Genomic DNA, 19,127 nt, shown 5'->3' with positions numbered 1-19,127 from the left:
TTCGACATGGCGCGGCGCGAGCGTTCAGGTACGCAGACTGGCGGTCGATGACGGTTGTGACGGCGTGTCGCCGCGCAACGCGTCGTCGAGCGCCCGTACGACCGCCAGCATATACGGCTCGACGATCATGTCGCCGTGACCTCCTTCGACCTCGACGACCTTCAGCCCGGCGCGCGCGACATGTCGCAACAATGGCATTGGATCGGGGCGGTTCAACAGCGGAGTCAGCGCATCGATATACAGAATCGGTCCGGCGCGATATTGCCGCGGCCGGTACCGCGTCATTGCGACCCGCATGATCGCGCGCACGCGCTGCTGCACGGCAGGGAGCCCGACTGCATCAGGCGTGGGCTTGCTTGCAGTGCGGCCGAGCCGCAGTCGCACGCGGTCGAGCGCGCCAGCAAACTTGCCGCGCACGAATAGTCTGCGCTGCGCAGCCGGCATCTCATACAGCATCTGCCATTGCCGTGCGACGTAGCCCGCCTGATGACGCAGCCACGCATTCCACGGCAGACAATGTTCGTGCACGTACGTGTCGAGCATGCACAGCAATTCGATCTTCTCGCCCGCGCGATGCAGTTGCTGCGCGATCTCCATTGCGATCAGTCCGCCGAACGAGTAGCCGAACAGCGCGTACGGCCCGTGTTGCTGCACGATGCGTATCTGCTCGACATAGCCGCGCGCCATCTCGGCGACATCCTGTAGCGGAGCCTCAATGCCTCCGAGTTGACGGGTGATGAGTCCGTAGACCGGCCGGGTGCTCCCCAACGCGCCGATCAGCGCGCGACATTCCATCACCGATCCGGTGACGCTATGCGCGACGAACAGCGGCCTGCCCGTTCCAGCGCGCATCAGCACCAGCGATTCCGACGGAGCGTCGGGCGCGCCATTGACGATTGCGTCGGCAAGCCGGGCGATGGTCGGTGCGGTAAGCAGCGTCGCGAGCGAAATCGCGTGACCGGTCGTCTGCTGCACATGCGTCACCAGTTCGGCGGCGAGCAGCGAATCACCGCCCAGATCGAAGAAATCGTCGTCGCAAGCGATCGGGCTGAAGCAGAACAGGCTCTCCCATAGCGCCTGCAGGTAACGCTCAAGCGCCTCGCGGGTGGTGCCGGGCGACGGCATCGTGCGCATCGCGAGATTCAGCGCTGGATGCAGGCGGATCGCGTCGAGACACTCGGGGTTGCGTAACGCCGCCGCGTTGGCAACCGGCAGCCCGTTGATCGCATCGCGCGCAGCGGCTTCGGACGGCTTGCCGCTGTGGGTGACCGGCAACGCATCGACCGCCAGGATCACGTCCGGCACGTGCGCCGGCGACGCGCGGCGCGCGAGGTCGCGGCGCAACTGCGACTGCAGCGCGACGGTGAGTGCGACGCCGTCCTGCAGCACGACCAGCAGAACAATGCAGCGCTCGCGCGAGTGCCCGGGCCCGCCCGTCATCGGCACAGCGCCCCGCCCGGGCTCTGAAGTGGACGCCGCGCGCCGATCGACGACCATCGCGTCACGGATGCAGGGGATGTCGTTCAGTACGCGGTAGATCTCCGCAGGACCCACGTTGACGCCGCCCACGTTCAGCACGCCGTCGCATCGGCCATGCATGCGCGCAGAACCTTGTGTCGAGAACTCGATCAGGTCGCCATGTGTCCAGACACCCGGATTCGCCTTGAAATAGGCTTTATGAAACGATGAGCCGTCCGCATCGCCGAAAAATCCGAGCGGTCGCGACGGGAACGGATTCGCGCAGACCAGTTGGCCGACGCCGCGTGCGGGCGCGCCGTCCTGCCACGCCTGCACGTCGAGCGCCAGACTCTTGCATTGCGCCTCACCGACCCGGACGGGAAGATCAGGATTACCAAGCACGAAGCAGCCGATGATATCGGTTCCGCCGGAGATCGACTGCAGCGGCAGGTCGCCGACATGCTCGCGTACCCAGTGGTATTGCCGGTCGTAAAGCACCGCGCCCGTCGACATCATCGTGCGCAACGCTGACAGGTCGAATTGCCGTGCAGGCTCGAGGCCCGCCTGCTCGCACATCTTCAGGTAAGCGGGGCTCGTGCCGAACATGCTCACCCGCTCGCTGGCGACCAGCTGCCACAACGTAACGACGGACGCCAGCGGGCCGTCGTACGTGACGATCTCGACCCCGGACGCGAGCGCCGACAACTGCCAGTTCCACATCATCCACGCGCAACTGGTATGGAAGTAGAGCTTGTCGCCTGGGCGCAGGTCAGTATGGAGCCGGTGTTCCTTCAGATGTTCCAGCAGCGTGCCGCCGGCGCCATGAACGATGCATTTCGGCTTGCCGGTGGTACCCGACGAAAACATGATGAAGAGCGGCTGGTTGAACGGAAAGCGCCGCCAGACGAAGTTCGTCGGATCAGCCTGGGCGATCAGCGTGCTCAACGAATGAACCGGCAGCGTGACGTTGTCCGGCACCGGCCCGTCATCGAGAAAGACAATACCCTCGAGCGAGGGCAATGCGGCCGCCAGCTGCGCGACCTTATCCGCTGGCGTGCGGCCTGTATTGAAGCCCCGGCTTGCGGTGTGTGCAAACAGCAGGCGTGGCGAGAGCGGCGCGAAGCGGTCGAGCAGCGCGTCGGCGCCCATCTCCGGCGAGGCGCTCGACAACGTGGCGCCGATCGCCGCGACGGCTAACGCAGTGACCACCGCCTGCGCGTCGTTGTGCATCACCGTTGCGACCCGATCGCCCTTGAGCACGCCCAGGCGTTCGAGCGCGCTGGCAAGACGCACGACGCGCTCGCGCAGCTCGCCGCGCGTGATCTGCACCCGTAGCCCGCCGGGGTGGCATTCGCACAGCGCCGGCGCATCGGCGCCGGCGACCCTCAGGTTGAGCAGGTTGTCCGCATAGTTAAGCTCGACGCGCGGGAAAAAGGTGGCGTGCTCGCAGCTGTCGCCGACGCAGACCGGTTCGGTATCGCCACCGTGATCGATGTCTTCACACCAGTCAAGAAAAAATCGCCAGAAAGTCCGGTACTCGCGGACCGAGAACGCGTGCAGCTTCGCGTAGTCGGTCAGCAACAGGCCGGTGTGTGCTTTGAGTGCCGCCGTGAACTCACTCATTCGCGATACCGCGATGCATCTTCCGGTCGGCACGAACATAACGCGTTCGGCGGAGCCTTGGCGCCCGAGATATTTCATAATCAGATCTTCGGTAATGCGCAAGCACTGCTCAGCGTCGACACCGCGAAGACGCGAGTTTGGAGGTGCCGTTGATACCCGCCGCTTGCGGCGCTACGATTATCAGAATGAAAGGTACGTCACTACCTTATTGGTTTTCGATGGCGCAATCTGTTCGTCGCCGAACCAAACTGTCCGGGGCAAACCATGATGTTGACGGCCACTCTGTGTCGCCGGATGTAAGCTGGACTGTGATGCCCATCCATCAATGCCTGCTTGAATGCTCCGCCTAGCCCAAATCGGCCATTCACTCAGTACTAGAAATGAACGCGCAGCCGCCGATTTCGGCCTCGGTCGTTACTCACTTCCATGCATTGCGGAGGCACGTATCGGCGAGCTTAAGCAAACCGTGCGGAGCCTCGGCTATCCGTATTGCCCCGATTCTGCGCGAGAACGGGCCTTATCTGCTGATACTGTCCGGCAGCCTACGCTGACCCTCGCGGCCCTTATGCGGATGCGAATCACTATTCTCAATCCGCGAATTTTGCTGAAGGCTGCGCATGCAGAAGGGATCCAAAGGCGCGGAGCTAAAATCGTCTTCTCGCCAAGTGTTATCAAGACAACAAGCCCAACGCGAAACAACTCACAAAATGAAGGCGAAGTGTAATCCTCCTGATGAGACGTCCTTGCATCGCGCCCTTCGGATCGCATTTTTTTCAGAATCGCCCAGCCAGTACGGACATGCACAGTGCGACTCCCCGCGTGCGAGCAGAGATGATCGGCTTTGGCCGTTATCGTCGGGACACAACGTGCCAGCCGCTTACAACTGAGGCAGACCGCTTGTCGTATGCTCGTTGCTACCCGTCAGCATGACATCGATAAAGGCGCGCGCCCTGCGGTCGACGGAAGTCAGGGCGACGCTCTCCGAATCATACGTAAGAGGATCGATAACGACACCGGCGACCGGTTGCTTTGAAGTCTTCATACGCACCGACCAAGTGACCCGGTATCTCAGTGAGACTTCGTCGACCAAACGGGTCGGGCACCTCTCTATGCCGTGCTTCAATGACATACCCGCGATATCGTCCAACGATGTGATCTTTCATTGACTGATTGTCGGATCCAATATGCCGTGCTCGGGGCATAGCTGCTACCTTCATGCCCGGCATCGGCTTCCTTCAGCACGCCGATAGGTGACAACGTTTCTGCTGGAGCCTTGCCACTAACTTTCCAATGGGATACGGGTTTTCCGTATCCCACTCAGGACTTACTGGCCGATGCCACCTGTCCCAATGGAAACTGGAACAAGGAGCTACTAGCAGGCCCAAAGCTCGCGAATTTCGATTGGCGGTCAGGTCGTGGACGTGAAGTTATGCCAGTAGCCGAACAAGTCAGATAGGGACGAGAGCCGTCGCATAATGGGTCCCCGCCGTCCCCCTTCAGGCGAAGGCCGACCTGTATCGGGGGTTGCGGGAACATCTACGGGTGGCAATGTGCGCTGTGGAAAGATATAGCCTGGCTGTCAACGCATGAACGCTTAGTCTATTTCGACGCATCTCGCTGATTCATTTGCACCTTCCCGGACGGCGAGTCCGACGCGACACACGTTTCCAACGCGACGATGGCTTTCCGCGCAACCGCCAATGTTTCCTCACATGCAGCCAGCTCCTCTGACGGGAGGCAACCACCGTATGCACTTACTTTTGCAACCGCACTTCGCGCTTGTCTGAGAGCGCCATCCGGGGACCCGGCATCTGCGATTAGAGCAGCAAGGTTGAAGACGGTGCCTGAGGGCAAGGCGACATAATCCGGACATGCGGATTCGGCAGATGTCGCAGCTAACAGCAAGGCTACGAACGTGCTATGAGCAACGGCGAAGGGACGGCCGACACGACTGAGAATTGATCTCATGATTCGCCTCCCGTCGATTGCGTGGTCTCGGCTGCGCAAATGTAGCGCCTCACCGGGCCTTTCAAAAAGCCCCGCGTCGCTCGTCGCCTTCTGCGCGGAAGCGTTAAGGTGTTTGCGAGCGACTTTTCGCCGCGTTGCGGGAGGGCTCGTTGGTCAATGAGTCGCGGCGGTGACGCTCTCTCTGGCTGCGCTCCTGCTTAATTGCCGAAAAAGACGTCGCATTGAGGTTTTGGAGTGCAGGACGATGAACGGATGCCACCCGTTGCACTTCGGGTGGCTGGCGTTCCGCCATACGACGTGTCAATAACAGGCTGGGCAGGCGTATTTGCGTTCTGTTGCATCCCTGGCTGGGCGGATGTCTGCGCTCCTTGCTGTGTACCTTGGGAGTGTACCGTTCCTGCCACCGCGAACAGGCAAGCCGCGCCCGCCGCCAAAACAAGCCGTGAGTTCATTTCAGCTCCATGATTCATGCGCAAGTTGCCGAACTTTTTCTGGCTCCTTGCTGACTTCGCACCAAATGGCCATTCTGCGTCAACGCGAACGCCGCTTAGGCGAGTAAATCAAAAATCGGCTGCAGGCACGCTCGGTGACGCAAGCCGAACCTGTTAGATGATTACGAGTGCGACGACGCGGGGCTGGTACCGGGCGGTGCAGAACGGTGCGCAATGCGTGCGCTGGTGACAGGACGTTGTACGTCCGCAGGCCAATAAGAGTCGTGCTGCCGTTATGTTATAGGCCGCAAAGCCGCCGATTCACAGGACAATCGAGAGGTGACGAATCCGGCGCAACCGGCGGTCAGCTGCCAGTGAACCTGTCTTGCGCTGAGCCACGCACAATGAACGAATGCAATGTACAAAAGGTCCCGCGAAGCGCAGATGGCCGGAACCGCCCGTAGCAGCGAATCCAGTCCAGAAGCACGGGCTGCGTCCATCGAGCGACTTCGACAAGTTAAGATCATTGCGACTGTCCAGCCGCCATCGACGCATTGGCAACCGCGTCGACTTGGCCGCCTTGTGCTCACCCAGGGGCGACCGTTTCGAGCGCACAAGCGCGACCCGGACTACCGCGCCTTAACGCCTCCAACGGTCCGACCAACAGGGTAATTGATCATTTACAGCAAACGGCCGCTTCTGCTCGACACCGTTCCAACTGGCAGCAAGGTCCATATTGCAGTCGACACGCTGGGACATTTGCTCGCGGTGCGCGTCGCGCCCGCCAACGAGCAGGAGCGCGCGTAGGCGGCAGGGCGCGCGCGACAGGTGGCAGGAGATCACGGGAAAAACGGTCAAGGTGGCCTTTGCAGCTGCGCAGGCCGCCAGCAATGAAGGCACCGTGAACGACCCTCTCCAGCCATTCGTGGCAGCGTCGGTACGACGGCTGTTTCCAACGCACAGCGGCCATCCGGCTGTTACACCGACTGCCCGGTACTCGATGCGGCCATCTTGGTTATGGGTTGCTCAATTGATCGCTCAGGCATCATCTCAGCCGCCGCAGGACCACCTCGGCCGTGCCGCCGCTTGAAGCCGGAGTCGTCCACTTAAGTTGGTCTCCACTGATAGTGAAAGGTCGCTTCTGCTCGGCGCCATTCCAGTTCGGAAACGAACTGTTGGCAACATGGAACGTGATGATCTTGTCAGCCTCGTTCACTGTATAGGTGCCGAAGTGAGCGATCATTCCTTGCACCACGGCCTTGTTTTCCTCCGGCGTACCCTCCATTCGGTTAGCGGACGCAAATTTCACAATATCCGCGCGAGATGTCATCAGGATGTAGTGGCCGCTCCCGTCGAAGACCGCGAGCCCCTGCGGATTGGTACCGTACATGGGCTGCCGACTGCCGTCTGGCTGCACCGTATCGACCGATACGTAGGCCCACGTTCCAACCACCTGTTCCTTCAGCGTCCCGGTTTGGGCGGCTACGTCCGTGTATGAAATTGTCATACCCAGCAAGATCGCAAAAGTATGACCCGTTAAAAGGCTTATTTGTCTCATCGCGCTTCTCCATCAGAGAATATTCGGAGACGGCTCGCCGTGTCTTGTTATCGGGTTGTTTCGAATACCGCAGATTCGCTCACCGAGTGAACTCCAGACAGAAGGCCACTTTGCAACGTTTCGGGCGACCAGGCCAGTCTTCCTGCGTTAATGTGAGCATCCGATGACGCCTACCATCCGCTGCCCGCATAGCTCTCCGCGCAAGCGCGGCATGCGTGGCTAACGGGCACGGGGACGATGGCCAGGACTCGTCACCGACTAGCGCAGACCGCTGATGACTGCGGGCGCTTCCACAGCGGCGCCACCAAAAATCAAAGGGAACGGCGCACCGGCCAGTGCTAATGCGGTGCAACACGGCTCGTCAAATCGGACGCCCACCTGTCCATACGCGCCAGGTTCGGTCCGAATGTTGCGATCTGTTACAAAATCATAAATAGTTTTCGCTCCGGCAAACGTATCCTTCGCGAACCTCGAACAAATCAAACAGGTGTTGAATGAACGGCTTGCGGAAAACCTTAACCTGCGCAATTTTCGCGTCGATCGCCCTCGCGGCGTGCGGTGGTGGGGGTAGCAGTGGCGGAGGCACCCCGACCGGCACCGTGAACGTCCGGATGACTGATGCGCCCTCGTGCGGCTTCGACCATGTGTATGTGACGGTGAGCGAGGTGCGGATCAACGCCAGCTCGAGCGCGGGCGACAATGACAGCGGATGGACCAATATCACGCTCGCTACTCCCCAGAAGGTAGACCTCCTTTCGCTCACAAACGGCACGATGGCGACGCTCGGCCAGGCCACGCTGCCCGCCGGACAATATCAGCAGGTGCGGCTCGTGCTCGCCCAGAACCAGGGTAACACGGCGGCCAATTCGGTCGTCGTGTCGGGAACGACCAATGAACAACCGCTCGCGACGCCGAGCGCGACCCAAAGCGGTCTAAAGATCATTCGTCCGTTTGACGTGGCCGCGAACTCGACGGTCGATCTCGTGCTCGACTTTAGCGCCTGCAAGTCAGTCGTCCAGAAGGGCAACGGCTCGTATGCGCTGAAGCCCGTGATCACCGCCACGCCCACGACCGTCACAGGCTTGATTGACGGCTACGTCGCGGCAGCCGAAGCCGGAGCAACCGTGTATGCCGAGCAGAACGGCAAAGTGGTGAGCGGCACAGTGGCGGACAGCACGGGTCACTTCGTTTTCTCGACGCTTGTCCAGAGTTCGACCAACGGCAACTACGACATCGTGATCGTGCAACCCAACGAGACGACGGGGATCATTACGTCGGTACCTGTCGTCGTTGGCGCTACGACCCGCGTGTCAACAGCAGGCCAACCCATTACACTCCCCGTCTCGACGATGAAGACCGTGAGCGGCACAGTGACGGCGTCGGCGGATGCTAGCCTGCGCGCGCTCCAGACCACGTCGACGGGTACGTATGAAATAGCATCGGCGAATGCGAACCTCGATACGGGCATCTATACGACGAGCCTGCCCGTCGCGGCACCGCTGGTCGGCGCGTATAACGGCACGCTGCCCGTCGGCCTGAACGCAGCGGCGGCGCCGGGCCAGTACACGATCGAAGCCGATGCGGCCTCGGGCGCCACGCAATCGACCGCCGTCGACATTACGGGCGGAAGCAAGACTATCGTGAATTTTACTTTCTAACAAAGTGCAGTACGGACGAAGGGGCATCCGCCCCTTCTCTTCGGGGAGTCTCATGAAAAGAATCATCTTCGCGTTGGCCGTGGCCGCCGGCGCACTGGCCGGGTGTGCCGTGTACGTACCGGCTGAGCCCGCCGTGGTCGTGCAGCCGCAAGGCGGCCCTGGCAACGGGTTCTGTCCGCCGGGGCAGGCCAAGAAAGGTAACTGCTGAGGCGTTCCGGTTGTGCGCGACAGTGATGTCGCGGGCGTCCCTTGTTGATCGAACGTTTATATGAGGCCGTGTCCAGCGCCGACCGTTTGACTTTGTAACGGTGAGTAATCTCTTCCGTTTGCGCAACTCGGGTCGCATGAGCGGCTGTGGCTATCTAATGTCGATAGCGGACGCTCAGCGCTCGCAAAAACAATGATGAAAAACCTGTAAGTTGGAATTTCACGAACTTAAACTGGATGCTGCGCCGCAGCCTATGAAAAGCCGTCGATCATCGATATTAGCCGCCTTGCGGAAAATAGCTGTTTGATTCTCGATATATCGTACGGAGTGAGGTACAGAACTCGAGTCACCTCTTTCTGACAAGGCAAACTCTGAAATAATTGGCGCATAACCTGCGCGAGGCTTTACAGCGATAATTCTTTTAATTTTTTCGCTGTCGGTATCTTGAACACATTCGATCTCGAGATTAAGCGGTGTCGAAACGTTCGCAATCGCATCCACCATGTACAGAATGCAGCAAGGCGCCAGGCCAGACGGGGTGATACTCGTTAGTTCATCTGCCGCCTGCAAGTTCAATCGATGTAATCCTGCTTCCAGTTGCAAACCTCTCACGAATAGGTATCTGATCGCATTTCAAACTTCACCAGATTATTAAGGATCCGGTGTAACCTTCTGCCGTTTCGGTACCATACAAACTCCGCGCGAATGAATACCCGGTGCGCGGCTGCAATCATCACGCGGGCATCGACGCGACGACGGGCGAGAAAGTCGACACGCTGCAACCGAAGCCTGTGGTTCATCAGCACGGTTCCGGCGGCAACACGTTCGACACCAGCCACGGCACGATCTGATTCTCGGCGGCGGCGGCACGAGCGCGCCGCTCGACGTCTACGGCATCGATACGGGCAACGGCAATCCGCAAGCGAAGGTTTTCACGAAGCCCAACCGGCCGATTGCGGGCACGACGGCAGGCACGCTCACACGCGCGAACGCCGATGCGCTCGAAGACGCGATCTGGTCCGCGCAACGCGACACGGGCACGGGCTACGGCATCGCCGTGTTCGACTACGATCCGGGCACGAACGGCGGCAGGACCACGATCACGATGAACTACTATCACGCGCCCGGCGCCGATCAGACGCCGACGGGCAACTACGAACTCTACCATCACGCTGTCGAAGCATCGGCGCGGTTGAGGTTCGCAGGCTCTATGCGCCGCCGGCGCTCATGCGGCGCTCAACGTAGCCGCCAGCTTCGCGAACGTGCTTTCGTCGGTGCGATCGAAATAGAGCGGCGTCACCGACACGCGGCCCGACGCCACGACGGCTGTCTCGCTGTCGGGTGCATTGGCGCGCGGGCCGCGCTGGAATCGCAGCCAGTGATATTCGAGGCCCCGAGGATCGACTTGCGGCAGCACGTCGATCCCCTCTACCAGACCGACGCCTTGCCGGGTCGGCGTCAGCGGTCCCGCAGCCGATGCGTCGACGTCCGGGAAATTGACGTTCAGGCAGACGGGCTCGTCGTGCTCGATCGCGAGCAACTGGCGGATGACGCCGGGCGCGAGCGCGCGAGCCGTGTCCCAGCGGACGTTTTCGCGATCCCTGAAGGTCTGGCTCAGCGCAATTGAGGGCAAGCCGAGCAGCAGCCCCGTCATCGCCGCGCCGACCGTGCCGGAGAACATCGTCTCCACGCCGAGGTTGCCGCCGCGATTGACGCCGGACAGCACGAGCGTCGGCGGCGCATCGCGCATCAGATGACGCACGGCCATCACGACACAGTCGCCCGGCGTTCCCACCACGCCGAAACGCCGCTCGCCCTGGCGGCTCACGCGCAGCGGCGAATGCAGGCTGATCGAGTGCGAGGTGCCGCTCTGGTCGTGCTCGGGTGCCACAACCCATACTTCGTCGGCGAGCTCCGCTGCGACGGCTTCGAGTACGGCGAGACCCGGTGCATCGATGCCGTCGTCGTTGGTCAGAAGAACGCGCGGTACTTTCAATTGATGAGCGGACATGAAGCTCTCTCCTCCTCTGTGACAGTGTGATGGCGGCGCGTGCATCAGCTTATCGCTCATCGGGACGCGGCGCCAGAACGCGAGCTGCCGAAAAGAGCTTGACAATCTATCTACCGATAGATAAAGTTCGCTCCATGGAACAGACAACGACAGTTCGCGATCAGATTCTCGACCACGCCATCACGCTGATGATGCTGCGCGGTTACAACGGCTTTAGCTATCGCGACCTGTCGGGGCTGGTTGGCGTGAAGACATCGAGCATCCACTACTACTTTCCGTCGAAAGACGATCTGGTGCTCGAAGCGGTCAGCCAGTACAGCAATGAGATATTGGGCGCCGTGCGTTCCATCGACGCGTCCCTTCCGGCAGCCGAAAAGCTCGGCAAGTACACGAAGCTGTTCGGCAGGACGCTCGGTGACGGCGACCAGATCTGTCTGTGCGGCATGCTCGCTGCGGATATCGAAGCGTTGCCCGACAATGTGCGCGCTGCCGTGCAGGCGTTTTTTAAGGCTAACGAAAGTTGGCTGGCGAAGGTTCTGGCGCAAGGTGCAAAAGAGCGCACGCTGGCTGTCAACGGCAAGCCTGAAAATGCGGCCCGTACGTTGTATGCCGCCTATCAGGGCAGCGTGCTCGCAAGCAGATTGTTCAAGACGAAGGCCCGGCTCGAAGAAGTCGAGACTTCATGGAAGGTTTCGAAGTAGATGTGTTAGAGGCGGTTGTTCACCGCCTTTTATCAAAGCCGGTTATCTATCTTCTAGTAGATGCATAGCTTGCTTGGTGACGAAGTATCCAGATGGGCGGTCTTTGCAGCATTTAATCTATCTAGCAGTAGATAGCACGAAGGATCGCCCTGTTTTGCAGGTTCATTTCAACCGTTCGTTGTTTATCAGGAGCTACATCATGTCGATCGAAAAAGTTCTGTACCGTGCTCACGCCCACGCCACGGGAGGCCGTGACGGTCGCGCCGTCGTGCCTGAAGGCAAGCTCGATTTCAAGCTGGTCACGCCGCGTGAACTGGGTGGCGCAGGCGGCGAAGGCGCCAATCCGGAGCAACTGTTCGCAGCCGGCTATAGCGCATGTTTTCTCGGCGCGATGAAATTCGTCGCGGCGCGCGACAAGACGCCGATTCCCGCTGACGTATCCATCGACGGCAGCGTCGGCATCGGCGCCATTCCGAACGGCTTCGGCATCGAGGTCGAATTGAAGATCTCGCTGCCCGGCATGCCGCGCGACGCCGCGCAAGCACTCATCGACAACGCGCACATCGTTTGCCCGTACTCGAACGCGACGCGCGGAAACATCGACGTGACGCTGACGCTGGTTTGAACCCTTTCGCCGCTCAATAGAACACAAACACTGGAACCGAAACATGAAACGCCTCAAACCTCTCGTCGTCGCCGCCGTTCTCGCTGCCAACGCTGCGATTGCATTTGCCGCGACACCCGCCGCACCGGCGGCACCGGACCGCGTCACGACGGAATTCCTGCATCAGCTCAATAGCGGCACTGGCCCCGCCCTCAACACGCTGCCGCCCGCCAAGGCACGTCAGGTGCTGGTCGACGCGCAGAACGGCGTGAAGGTGGACCTGTCGGGCATCGACGTGTCGAATCGCACGATCGAACAGGACGGCATCAGCGTACCCATCACGATCGTGCGTCCGCAAGGCGCAACGGGCACGCCGCCCGTTTTCATGTTCTTCCACGGCGGCGGCTGGATTCTCGGCGACTTCCCGACGCACGAGCGACTCGTGCGCGATCTCGTCGTTCAATCAGGCGCAGTGGCCGTGTTCGTGAACTACACGCCCTCGCCTGAAGCACGCTATCCCGTGGCGATCAACCAAGCGTATGCGGCGACCAAATGGGTGGCGGCGCACGGCGGCGAAATCGGCGTCGACGGCAGCCGTCTTGCTGTCGTCGGCAACAGCGTCGGCGGCAATATGGCGGCTGTGGTGAGCTTGATGGCGAAGGACAAGAACGGTCCGCAGATCCGCTTCCAGGGGCTGATGTGGCCCGTCACCGATGCAAACTTCAATGACGGGTCGTACCTCGCGTATCAGAAAGACCATTTCCTCACGCGCGCGATGATGCAATGGTTCTGGGACGCATATACAACAGACCCGGCACAGCGCGCGCAAATCTACGCATCGCCGCTGCGCGCTTCAGCGCAAGAGCTGAAGGGTCTTCCGCCCGCATTGATCCAGGTGGCCCAGTTCGACGTGCTGCGCGACGAAGGCGAAGCGTACGGACGCAAGCTCGATGAGGCGGGAAACGAAGTCACGACGACGCGCTATAACGGCACGATTCACGATTTCGGTCTGCTCAACGCGCTGGCGAACGACGCGCCGACTCAAGCCGCGACCAAACAGCTTGCGAACGAACTCAAATCGCGCCTCAAATAAGGCCTGTTGCATGCCGTCCGTCTTTCGAGCACATGACGGGCGGCATGACAGCACGTCACGCCGCTGGTACGCCTCTGACCTCCATCCGTTCGCGTCCATGCTGGGATTCGACGCGATACGCGTTGCCGTTGTCGATGTGACGCGCGCGCTCAGCATCACTCGGTGACCAGGCCGGATCAGAAGATGTTTCAGGTTGGGGAAGAAGAGGCAAGCGTTGAATCGTTTGCGCTGCCGCGCAGATAGCGCGCCCTTGCATGACGCAAGGGCGCGAAGCGGGAGCATGCTGCTTAACGTCGCGCGCGCGACCAGTAGCACCAGCTATGATGATCCAGATTCTTGAGCAATTCCGCGCGCAACCGCTCGCGACGGTAGTGTTGCACCACCGACAGCAACGCGATCAACAGCACGGATCCTCCTAAAGCAATAACAATCCATGATTCGTTCATTGCCATCCCCATGTAGCAATCACGCTTGCGATCTCGCGCTACGCTTCAAAGCGGGCACTGGCCGGATTTTGGACAATTCGCGGCGTTCGTGCACAGTTCGAAAACGAGTTCGCGGTATCGGCCCGCATCGCGGTCCGCAGGCGTACGCGGCCCGAAAGTCCGGTTCACGACGACGACGCGGTTCGTGTACCGGCATTGATAAAGCTGTTGTTTTGTCTCCACCACTTCTTCCTTGTCAGGCCCTCGGTTCGATATTGCCGGGGCCTTTGTTCTTGTCGCCGCTCGATCAGTTCATGTGCTGACCGCCGTTCACGGCCAGATTCGCGCCTGTGATGAAGCCTGCGTCATCCGAGCAAAGGAAAGCCACCAGCGCCGCCACTTCTTCCGGCTTGCCGAGACGGCCGACGGGAATCTGCGGCAGGATCTTCGATTCGAGAATGTCTTGCGCAATTGCAGTGACCATCTTCGTCGCGAGGTAACCGGGTGAAATCGTATTGACGGTCACGCCCTTGCGCGCGACTTCGAGCGCAAGCGATTTCGTGAAGCCGTGCATGCCCGCTTTGGCGGCGGCATAGTTGGTTTGTCCAACCGATCCCTTCGAGCCGTTCACCGACGAGATGTTGATCACGCGGCCCCAGCCTCGCTCGATCATCATTTCGCACAACGGCTTCGTCATGTTGAAGACGGAATCGAGATTCGTGCGCATCACGGCATCCCAGTTCACCTTGTCGAGCTTGCGCAGCGTCATGTCGCGCGTGATGCCGGCATTGTTCACGAGGATGTCGACGTGACCGATCTCTGCCGTGATCTTCGCGACGCACGCATGACATGAATCGTAATCGGCGACATCGACGAGATATGCATGGAATTTGCGGCCTGCCTTTTCCATTGCGGCAAGCCATCCGTCCGCACCTTTGTTGCTCGGCGAATAAGTCACGACCACACGATAGCCAGCATCATGCAAGCGGATACTGATCGCCTCTCCGAGACCGCCCATACCACCCGTTACCACAGCAATTCGATTAGTCATCCTTTGCACCTATCAAACGTTCATTGCGAAACTTCCCGATCATCAATGGCCGGTTCGCACTTGCAGCCGTTGACTGGTCTCCCCGACTGATCCTTTGTTCGGCCGTTCTGATGGCCGCGCGCGTTCGCGATGAATGGCGACGTCGCGTGTCGGTGGATGCGCCGGCTTATGCCTTGCGCGTTGTTTCGTTCGACAGGCCTTTGAGACCCGTTGTTGATATTCGCAAACGACTGCATCGCATCGATGTGCGCCGCGCGTTCATGTGTCACGCCGGCGCGACATCGCAATTGCCCTGGGGCAACTGAGCCTGGATGGATTATTCGACAACTGCCTTACGTGGACGAGCGCCCGCCGCGCGCCCGGTGCGCGCTACTGCGATTGCTTCCTCCGTTTCCTGCTTCGCAAGCGCTTCGGAATCGGGCTCGGTGGCGAGCGCCGTCCCGAATGCCGATGTCACGACGGCAGCGGCGGCCTGGCTTCGGCTCTGAATCTGCTCGGTGACGGAGCGCACAAGGATTTCGTTCTTCTGTGCTTGCGCGTGTCCGACTGCCTGGACTCTTTCGTTCAACCGCGAAGCGATACTGCCCAACTTGCTGCCGTAATCCGCAAACAGGCTGATAAACGTGTTTGTGGCGTCCCATTGAACGGCCGACAGTTGGGCCGGACTGCGAATGCTCCAAATAGCATTTAGGCTCTTTAACGCCTCGCCATTAAGTCGATTAATCGTCTGCAGATTGAGTTCTGCAAACGTTTTCATTTCCTCAGCGACCGGGTTGGCCCACGCGTAGAGAGCGGCTGCACCTGACTCCCACGCCGAAATGACACCTTCGGAATTCCGAATGTTCATTGACGCGACTCCGTTAGTATTACTAATTCGATTCGTGTCACATGCACAGCGGGGCCGCACTGTGTCATGCAAATTGCATAGATGATTCGCAGCCGAAAGTCGGTTTGTGCGAAGCACCATTTAAACGACATTCTAAACACATCATTTGACAATTTTTGACTACTCTTGTCTCGGTGGTTACCCTGGGTTGCCCTGCGGCATTTTTTACTTGACGGCGATCCGGCACGACTTTGCTTGTAAATACCGGCTACATTGGGCTCATTTTCCGTTCGCCAAAGGGTGCGCGCGTTCGCGAGACGCCGCCGTGCCGCCGATGCCGCGAAGCGCATTTACGTCATGTTGTGACATATCAAATCAACGGACACAGTTGATGTCGCGGCCACGGAGACAACAGCATGGTCATCAACAGCAGCTTCGAGATCGCCTAACTCGTCGGTTCGTTCGCGCTGCTCGGCGTGATTCTCGTTGGCGGGCTGTTGACGGCGATGCATCTCGAGCGGTGGCATCCCAAGCTGGTCGGCGCGGCAATCGGCGCATTGCTCGGCATTGCGCTGATCGAGGCCGTCCCGCTCATCACTTGAACCGCGCCGTGGCGAATCCTGGGGTGCGACCGTGATTCCATTCCTGCTTTGCTATGACGTCGGCGTCCGGCGCCGATCGCCGTCAATCGTCAGGACCATTGTCCGGTCGGGTGACGGGAGCTAATCACACGACTGGTCGCCGCGTGGCATGACGGGCGCACAGGCCCGCCGTCCACATCACCCGCTTGGCGCGTGCGCTCAGACAAACGGCGCTTCGTTTGTCGTGTGTTGCTCGGTTTTCGCGTGCCGCTTTTTCATCGTCGAGGGATCGCGCACGATCGTGACGGCGCACGGCGCATAGGCCAGCACCTGACGCGCGACGGAGCCGATCAGCCAGCGGTCGAACGGCGTATGCCCGCGATGCCCGACGACGAGATGATCGATATCATGCTGCTCCGCGTAGAGCACGATCTCCTTTGCGGGCTGCCCGATCACGAGATCGAAATCGGGATGCTCGCCTGACGCGGTGAGCTTCGCCTTGACTTCGTCGAGCACCTCGTTTGCATGGCGCAGCTCGTAATCGACCATTTCCTTTCGCTCCAGCTCTATCGCGCCCCAATCCGGCGCGCGCGCCACGACGAGCACATGCAGGCGCGCGTCGAAGCGCTTCGCCAGGTCGACCGCGAACATGACGGCATGCCGCGCCGACGGCGACCCGTCATAACCTACCAGGATGTTCTGCATGATTTGCTCCCTTCCGGTTCGAACCGGTATGGGCGTGGAGAGAACTGCGGACGCTCCCGCTTGCTTGCGCGGCGCCGGCGAAACGGCGCACGCGTCTTCACGGCTCGCCGTGAGTACACGCGCACGCGCGAAAACGCCGACGTCTGTGGCAGCGCGTCAGTTATCGTCGCTTCGGCTCGGAAGATGCTCGTGCGGAACGGGCTCTGCCGCGTCGGCGTCGAGTGGGTCGCGTTTGGCGGGTTTTGCCGGCGGCTTGCCGGACGAAATTTTCGCGGGGTCGAGAGGCTTGTCAGTCGGCTCAGCGGACGGATCCGAAGGCATGGTGTGCTCCTGCGCTGACGAATGCTGTGCTTACCATGATAGACCGCATTGCGGCTGCCCGTAGCTGCAAAGGGCCGCAAGCGTGTATGTTTTGCCGCAGCGCGCAAACAGGACGGGCAACGCGTAATCGTCACGAACTGGCGCTGCTGCCTCGTGACGCCGGCCCGCAAGCCGTTGCGGCCGATCGTGGCCGATGTGCGCGACTGGCTGTTCGAGCAGGCACGCAACGACATGCGGATCGTCGAGAAGAAGTATCCAAGCTGGGGTTGCGGGACGCGATGAGGCAGACGGGAGTGAACGTCGGCTAGCTTGCGCCCGCATTGACGACGCGCGCCGCACGCGCATACACGCGGCGTTATGCGTCGTCACGCCGGCTCGGCTTGCGTCGCTTTCCACGAAATCGCGCCCGGCGTCATCGCGCAAACCCGCTTGCTCTTTGTTCACTTCAACTGTACGCGCTTGCTTTCCCCGACGTGCCGGATACACATCTGAAGCCGTCGCGCGTGCCTTAAAATCGCGCGATGGAAACCGATCGTCCCACCATTCGTCCACTATGTGCAGGCGACGCGGCGGCCTATGCGTTGCTACGCCTGAGCGCGATCGACGAAGACCCCGCGTCGTTTCTGTCGACGCGAGAGGAAGAAGAGAAACGATCGATCGGTGAAATCGAGGCGCGCATCTGCTCGACTGCGAATCAGGTCGTGTTCGGCGCGTTCGCCGGCCCCACGCTCGTCGCCGTCGCGGGACTCAGGCGCTATCCGGCGCGCCCCGTGCAGCAGAAAGGCTTTCTGTGGGGCTTGTTCGTCGCGCGGGATCATCGCAGAAGCGGCATCGCGCGGCGGCTGGTCGCGGCTGCGATCGAGCAGGCGCGCGCAATGGGCCTCACACGGATCGCGCTGAACACCGACGCCGCGAATGCAGGCGCCATTGCACTCTACCGGTCAGCCGGCTTTGAGGCAGTGGACGAGCCATGGGCCGAAGAGATCGACGACGATGTGGATCGTGAAGTGGAGATGGTGCTTCAGCTGCGTTGAGCGCGCCGCGTCAGGCGTCGATGAACGAAACAAGCATTCTGTTGAACGCCGACGGGCTCGCGACGTTCATCCCGTGCGACGCGCCCGCCACCGTTGCTCTTTGCGCGAGATAGATCCACGTTTCGAGGCTATCCACATTGTTGCGGAACATGCGCGGACTCTTTTGCCCGTCGACGAGCAGCGTCCGGCATTTCACCTGTGCGGCCGTATCGCGCGAATAAGCCGGCAGCGTGTCGCGAAACTGCTTGGGCAGCGTGCTTGCGTTGTCGATGGCCATCCGGCGAAAGGCCGCCGTGCTCTTTCGCCACGCACCGGGCGCACTGACTGAATCGACGAACAGTTCGAGCCCGGGCTCGATCACACCTTCCTCGATCATGCTCGCCACCTTGGCGCGCAGTGCATTGGTGGCGGCAGGCAACGACGCTTCCTGCATTCCATCCTTTTGCAACGGGCCGCCGGGATCGGCCAGTGTCAGCGTCTTGACGAGCCTCGGGTACTCGCGCGCCAGTTGAAACGCAACGCATCCGCCGCGCGAATGACCGACGAGGTGAACGGGCGCGAGATCCAGCGCAGCGATGAATTCCGCCAGTTCGCCGACATGCGCCTGCCAACCGAAATCGTTCTGGATGCACGCCTCGACAGCGGGCCAATAGTGACTGAGACTCGGCGCGATGCAGCGGAAATGCGCGGAAAGGGGCGCGATTTGCGCGTCCCAGTACCGGTAGTCGCACAGCGAGCCGTGGACGAACACGACGGGCTCGCCCGCGCCCTGCTCGACATACGGAATGGAGATGCCGGAAGCGGCAGTCGCGAAACTCAGTTGAGGGTCGACCAGCAAAGAGTGGTCGGTTCGCATGTTCATGGCAGTCGC

At 60.7% G+C, this 19,127-nt stretch carries 17 protein-coding genes and 3 pseudogenes; 11 read left to right on the top strand and 9 right to left on the bottom strand.

The window, feature by feature from the left end; translation table 11 throughout:
- Positions 1-24: 24 nt before the first annotated feature.
- On the bottom strand, positions 25-3,120 hold the full coding sequence (locus J8I87_RS27490; protein ID WP_245254191.1) for an acetoacetate--CoA ligase: 3,096 nt from the start codon (positions 3,118-3,120) through the stop codon (positions 25-27).
- Between the two features lie 3,080 nt (positions 3,121-6,200).
- Between J8I87_RS27490 and J8I87_RS27485 the strand changes: the two are divergent.
- A pseudogene (locus J8I87_RS27485) lies at positions 6,201-6,284 on the top strand (IS5/IS1182 family transposase); the annotation flags it as partial.
- Between the two features lie 241 nt (positions 6,285-6,525).
- Here J8I87_RS27485 and J8I87_RS27480 read toward each other — a convergent pair.
- Positions 6,526-7,038 carry a lipocalin-like domain-containing protein gene (locus J8I87_RS27480; RefSeq protein ID WP_209935229.1) on the bottom strand — a complete coding sequence of 171 codons (513 nt, stop codon included), beginning with the start codon at positions 7,036-7,038 and terminating at the stop codon, positions 6,526-6,528.
- 494 nt (positions 7,039-7,532) lie between these two features.
- Between J8I87_RS27480 and J8I87_RS27475 the strand changes: the two genes are divergently transcribed.
- Both J8I87_RS27475 and J8I87_RS27470 read left to right on the top strand, forming a co-directional pair.
- On the top strand, positions 7,533-8,696 hold the full coding sequence (locus J8I87_RS27475; RefSeq protein ID WP_209935227.1) for a DUF4382 domain-containing protein: 1,164 nt from the start codon (positions 7,533-7,535) through the stop codon (positions 8,694-8,696).
- 52 nt (positions 8,697-8,748) lie between these two features.
- Positions 8,749-8,904, top strand: coding sequence for a hypothetical protein (locus J8I87_RS27470; protein WP_209935226.1), 156 nt, complete (start codon positions 8,749-8,751; stop codon positions 8,902-8,904).
- 219 nt (positions 8,905-9,123) lie between these two features.
- Here the strand turns inward: J8I87_RS27470 and J8I87_RS27465 are convergent, their stop codons facing one another.
- Complete coding sequence (locus J8I87_RS27465) at positions 9,124-9,507, bottom strand: hypothetical protein (RefSeq protein ID WP_209935225.1); 384 nt, start codon at positions 9,505-9,507, stop codon at positions 9,124-9,126.
- A 107-nt stretch (positions 9,508-9,614) separates the two neighbouring features.
- On the opposite strand from J8I87_RS27465, the pseudogene J8I87_RS27460 reads away from it, so the two are divergent.
- A pseudogene (locus tag J8I87_RS27460) lies at positions 9,615-10,096 on the top strand (serine/threonine protein phosphatase); the annotation flags it as partial.
- Between the two features lie 33 nt (positions 10,097-10,129).
- Here the strand turns inward: J8I87_RS27460 and surE are convergent.
- On the bottom strand, positions 10,130-10,915 hold the full coding sequence (gene surE / locus J8I87_RS27455; RefSeq protein ID WP_209935224.1) for a 5'/3'-nucleotidase SurE: 786 nt from the start codon (positions 10,913-10,915) through the stop codon (positions 10,130-10,132).
- 134 nt (positions 10,916-11,049) lie between these two features.
- Here surE and J8I87_RS27450 point away from each other — a divergent pair, with 134 nt between their 5' ends.
- The 3 genes from J8I87_RS27450 to J8I87_RS27440 all read left to right on the top strand — a co-directional run bounded on the left by J8I87_RS27450 (position 11,050) and on the right by J8I87_RS27440 (position 13,313).
- Complete coding sequence (locus tag J8I87_RS27450) at positions 11,050-11,616, top strand: TetR/AcrR family transcriptional regulator (RefSeq protein WP_209935240.1); 567 nt, start codon at positions 11,050-11,052, stop codon at positions 11,614-11,616.
- Positions 11,617-11,815: 199 nt separating this feature from the next.
- The gene (locus J8I87_RS27445) at positions 11,816-12,241 is read left to right on the top strand and encodes an organic hydroperoxide resistance protein (RefSeq protein WP_209935222.1); all 426 of its coding nucleotides are present in this window, start codon (positions 11,816-11,818) and stop codon (positions 12,239-12,241) included.
- Positions 12,242-12,284: 43 nt separating this feature from the next.
- The gene (locus tag J8I87_RS27440) at positions 12,285-13,313 is read left to right on the top strand and encodes an alpha/beta hydrolase (RefSeq protein WP_209935221.1); all 1,029 of its coding nucleotides are present in this window, start codon (positions 12,285-12,287) and stop codon (positions 13,311-13,313) included.
- A gap of 287 nt (positions 13,314-13,600) precedes the next feature.
- On the opposite strand, the gene J8I87_RS27435 is transcribed toward J8I87_RS27440, so the two are convergent.
- Together J8I87_RS27435 and phbB are read right to left on the bottom strand one after the other, a co-directional pair.
- Positions 13,601-13,759 carry a hypothetical protein gene (locus J8I87_RS27435; RefSeq protein WP_209935220.1) on the bottom strand — a complete coding sequence of 53 codons (159 nt, stop codon included), beginning with the start codon at positions 13,757-13,759 and terminating at the stop codon, positions 13,601-13,603.
- Between the two features lie 286 nt (positions 13,760-14,045).
- Complete coding sequence (gene phbB / locus J8I87_RS27430; RefSeq protein WP_209935219.1) at positions 14,046-14,789, bottom strand: acetoacetyl-CoA reductase; 744 nt, start codon at positions 14,787-14,789, stop codon at positions 14,046-14,048.
- A gap of 23 nt (positions 14,790-14,812) precedes the next feature.
- Between phbB and J8I87_RS27425 the strand changes: the two genes are divergently transcribed.
- Entirely contained in the window at positions 14,813-15,094 is a 282-nt protein-coding gene (locus tag J8I87_RS27425) for a hypothetical protein (RefSeq protein WP_209935218.1), read from the top strand.
- Between the two features lie 11 nt (positions 15,095-15,105).
- Here the strand turns inward: J8I87_RS27425 and J8I87_RS27420 are convergent, their stop codons facing one another.
- On the bottom strand, positions 15,106-15,636 hold the full coding sequence (locus tag J8I87_RS27420; protein ID WP_209935216.1) for a phasin family protein: 531 nt from the start codon (positions 15,634-15,636) through the stop codon (positions 15,106-15,108).
- 395 nt (positions 15,637-16,031) lie between these two features.
- Here J8I87_RS27420 and J8I87_RS27415 point away from each other — a divergent pair.
- Positions 16,032-16,217, top strand: a pseudogene (locus J8I87_RS27415) (hypothetical protein).
- Positions 16,218-16,415: 198 nt separating this feature from the next.
- Here J8I87_RS27415 and J8I87_RS27410 read toward each other — a convergent pair.
- Positions 16,416-16,901, bottom strand: coding sequence for a universal stress protein (locus J8I87_RS27410; protein ID WP_209935215.1), 486 nt, complete (start codon positions 16,899-16,901; stop codon positions 16,416-16,418).
- A 369-nt stretch (positions 16,902-17,270) separates the two neighbouring features.
- Here J8I87_RS27410 and J8I87_RS27405 point away from each other — a divergent pair, with 369 nt between their 5' ends.
- The gene (locus tag J8I87_RS27405) at positions 17,271-17,504 is read left to right on the top strand and encodes a hypothetical protein (RefSeq protein WP_245254190.1); all 234 of its coding nucleotides are present in this window, start codon (positions 17,271-17,273) and stop codon (positions 17,502-17,504) included.
- 239 nt (positions 17,505-17,743) lie between these two features.
- A complete protein-coding gene (locus J8I87_RS27400) occupies positions 17,744-18,256 on the top strand; it encodes a GNAT family N-acetyltransferase (protein WP_209935214.1) in 513 nt (170 codons plus the stop codon).
- 10 nt (positions 18,257-18,266) lie between these two features.
- On the opposite strand, the gene J8I87_RS27395 is transcribed toward J8I87_RS27400, so the two are convergent.
- Positions 18,267-19,118, bottom strand: coding sequence for an alpha/beta fold hydrolase (locus tag J8I87_RS27395; RefSeq protein WP_209935213.1), 852 nt, complete (start codon positions 19,116-19,118; stop codon positions 18,267-18,269).
- Positions 19,119-19,127 lie beyond the last annotated feature (9 nt).

Source organism: Paraburkholderia sp. LEh10, assembly GCF_017814945.1.
Classification (GTDB): Bacteria; Pseudomonadota; Gammaproteobacteria; order Burkholderiales; family Burkholderiaceae; genus Paraburkholderia.
This window is presented reverse-complemented; position numbering and strand designations above follow the sequence as displayed.

Bases quoted from the DNA above. Each gene is read 5' to 3' on its own strand.
- J8I87_RS27490 (WP_245254191.1), bottom strand. From the start codon at position 3,120: ATGTTCGTGCCGACCGGAAGATGCATCGCGGTATCGCGAATGAGTGAG.
- J8I87_RS27480 (WP_209935229.1), bottom strand. From the start codon at position 7,038: ATGAGACAAATAAGCCTTTTAACGGGTCATACTTTTGCGATCTTGCTG.
- J8I87_RS27475 (WP_209935227.1), top strand. From the start codon at position 7,533: ATGAACGGCTTGCGGAAAACCTTAACCTGCGCAATTTTCGCGTCGATC.
- J8I87_RS27470 (WP_209935226.1), top strand. From the start codon at position 8,749: ATGAAAAGAATCATCTTCGCGTTGGCCGTGGCCGCCGGCGCACTGGCC.
- surE (WP_209935224.1), bottom strand. From the start codon at position 10,915: ATGTCCGCTCATCAATTGAAAGTACCGCGCGTTCTTCTGACCAACGAC.
- J8I87_RS27450 (WP_209935240.1), top strand. From the start codon at position 11,050: ATGGAACAGACAACGACAGTTCGCGATCAGATTCTCGACCACGCCATC.
- J8I87_RS27445 (WP_209935222.1), top strand. From the start codon at position 11,816: ATGTCGATCGAAAAAGTTCTGTACCGTGCTCACGCCCACGCCACGGGA.
- J8I87_RS27440 (WP_209935221.1), top strand. From the start codon at position 12,285: ATGAAACGCCTCAAACCTCTCGTCGTCGCCGCCGTTCTCGCTGCCAAC.
- J8I87_RS27435 (WP_209935220.1), bottom strand. From the start codon at position 13,759: ATGAACGAATCATGGATTGTTATTGCTTTAGGAGGATCCGTGCTGTTG.
- phbB (WP_209935219.1), bottom strand. From the start codon at position 14,789: ATGACTAATCGAATTGCTGTGGTAACGGGTGGTATGGGCGGTCTCGGA.
- J8I87_RS27420 (WP_209935216.1), bottom strand. From the start codon at position 15,636: ATGAACATTCGGAATTCCGAAGGTGTCATTTCGGCGTGGGAGTCAGGT.
- J8I87_RS27410 (WP_209935215.1), bottom strand. From the start codon at position 16,901: ATGCAGAACATCCTGGTAGGTTATGACGGGTCGCCGTCGGCGCGGCAT.
- J8I87_RS27400 (WP_209935214.1), top strand. From the start codon at position 17,744: ATGGAAACCGATCGTCCCACCATTCGTCCACTATGTGCAGGCGACGCG.
- J8I87_RS27395 (WP_209935213.1), bottom strand. From the start codon at position 19,118: ATGAACATGCGAACCGACCACTCTTTGCTGGTCGACCCTCAACTGAGT.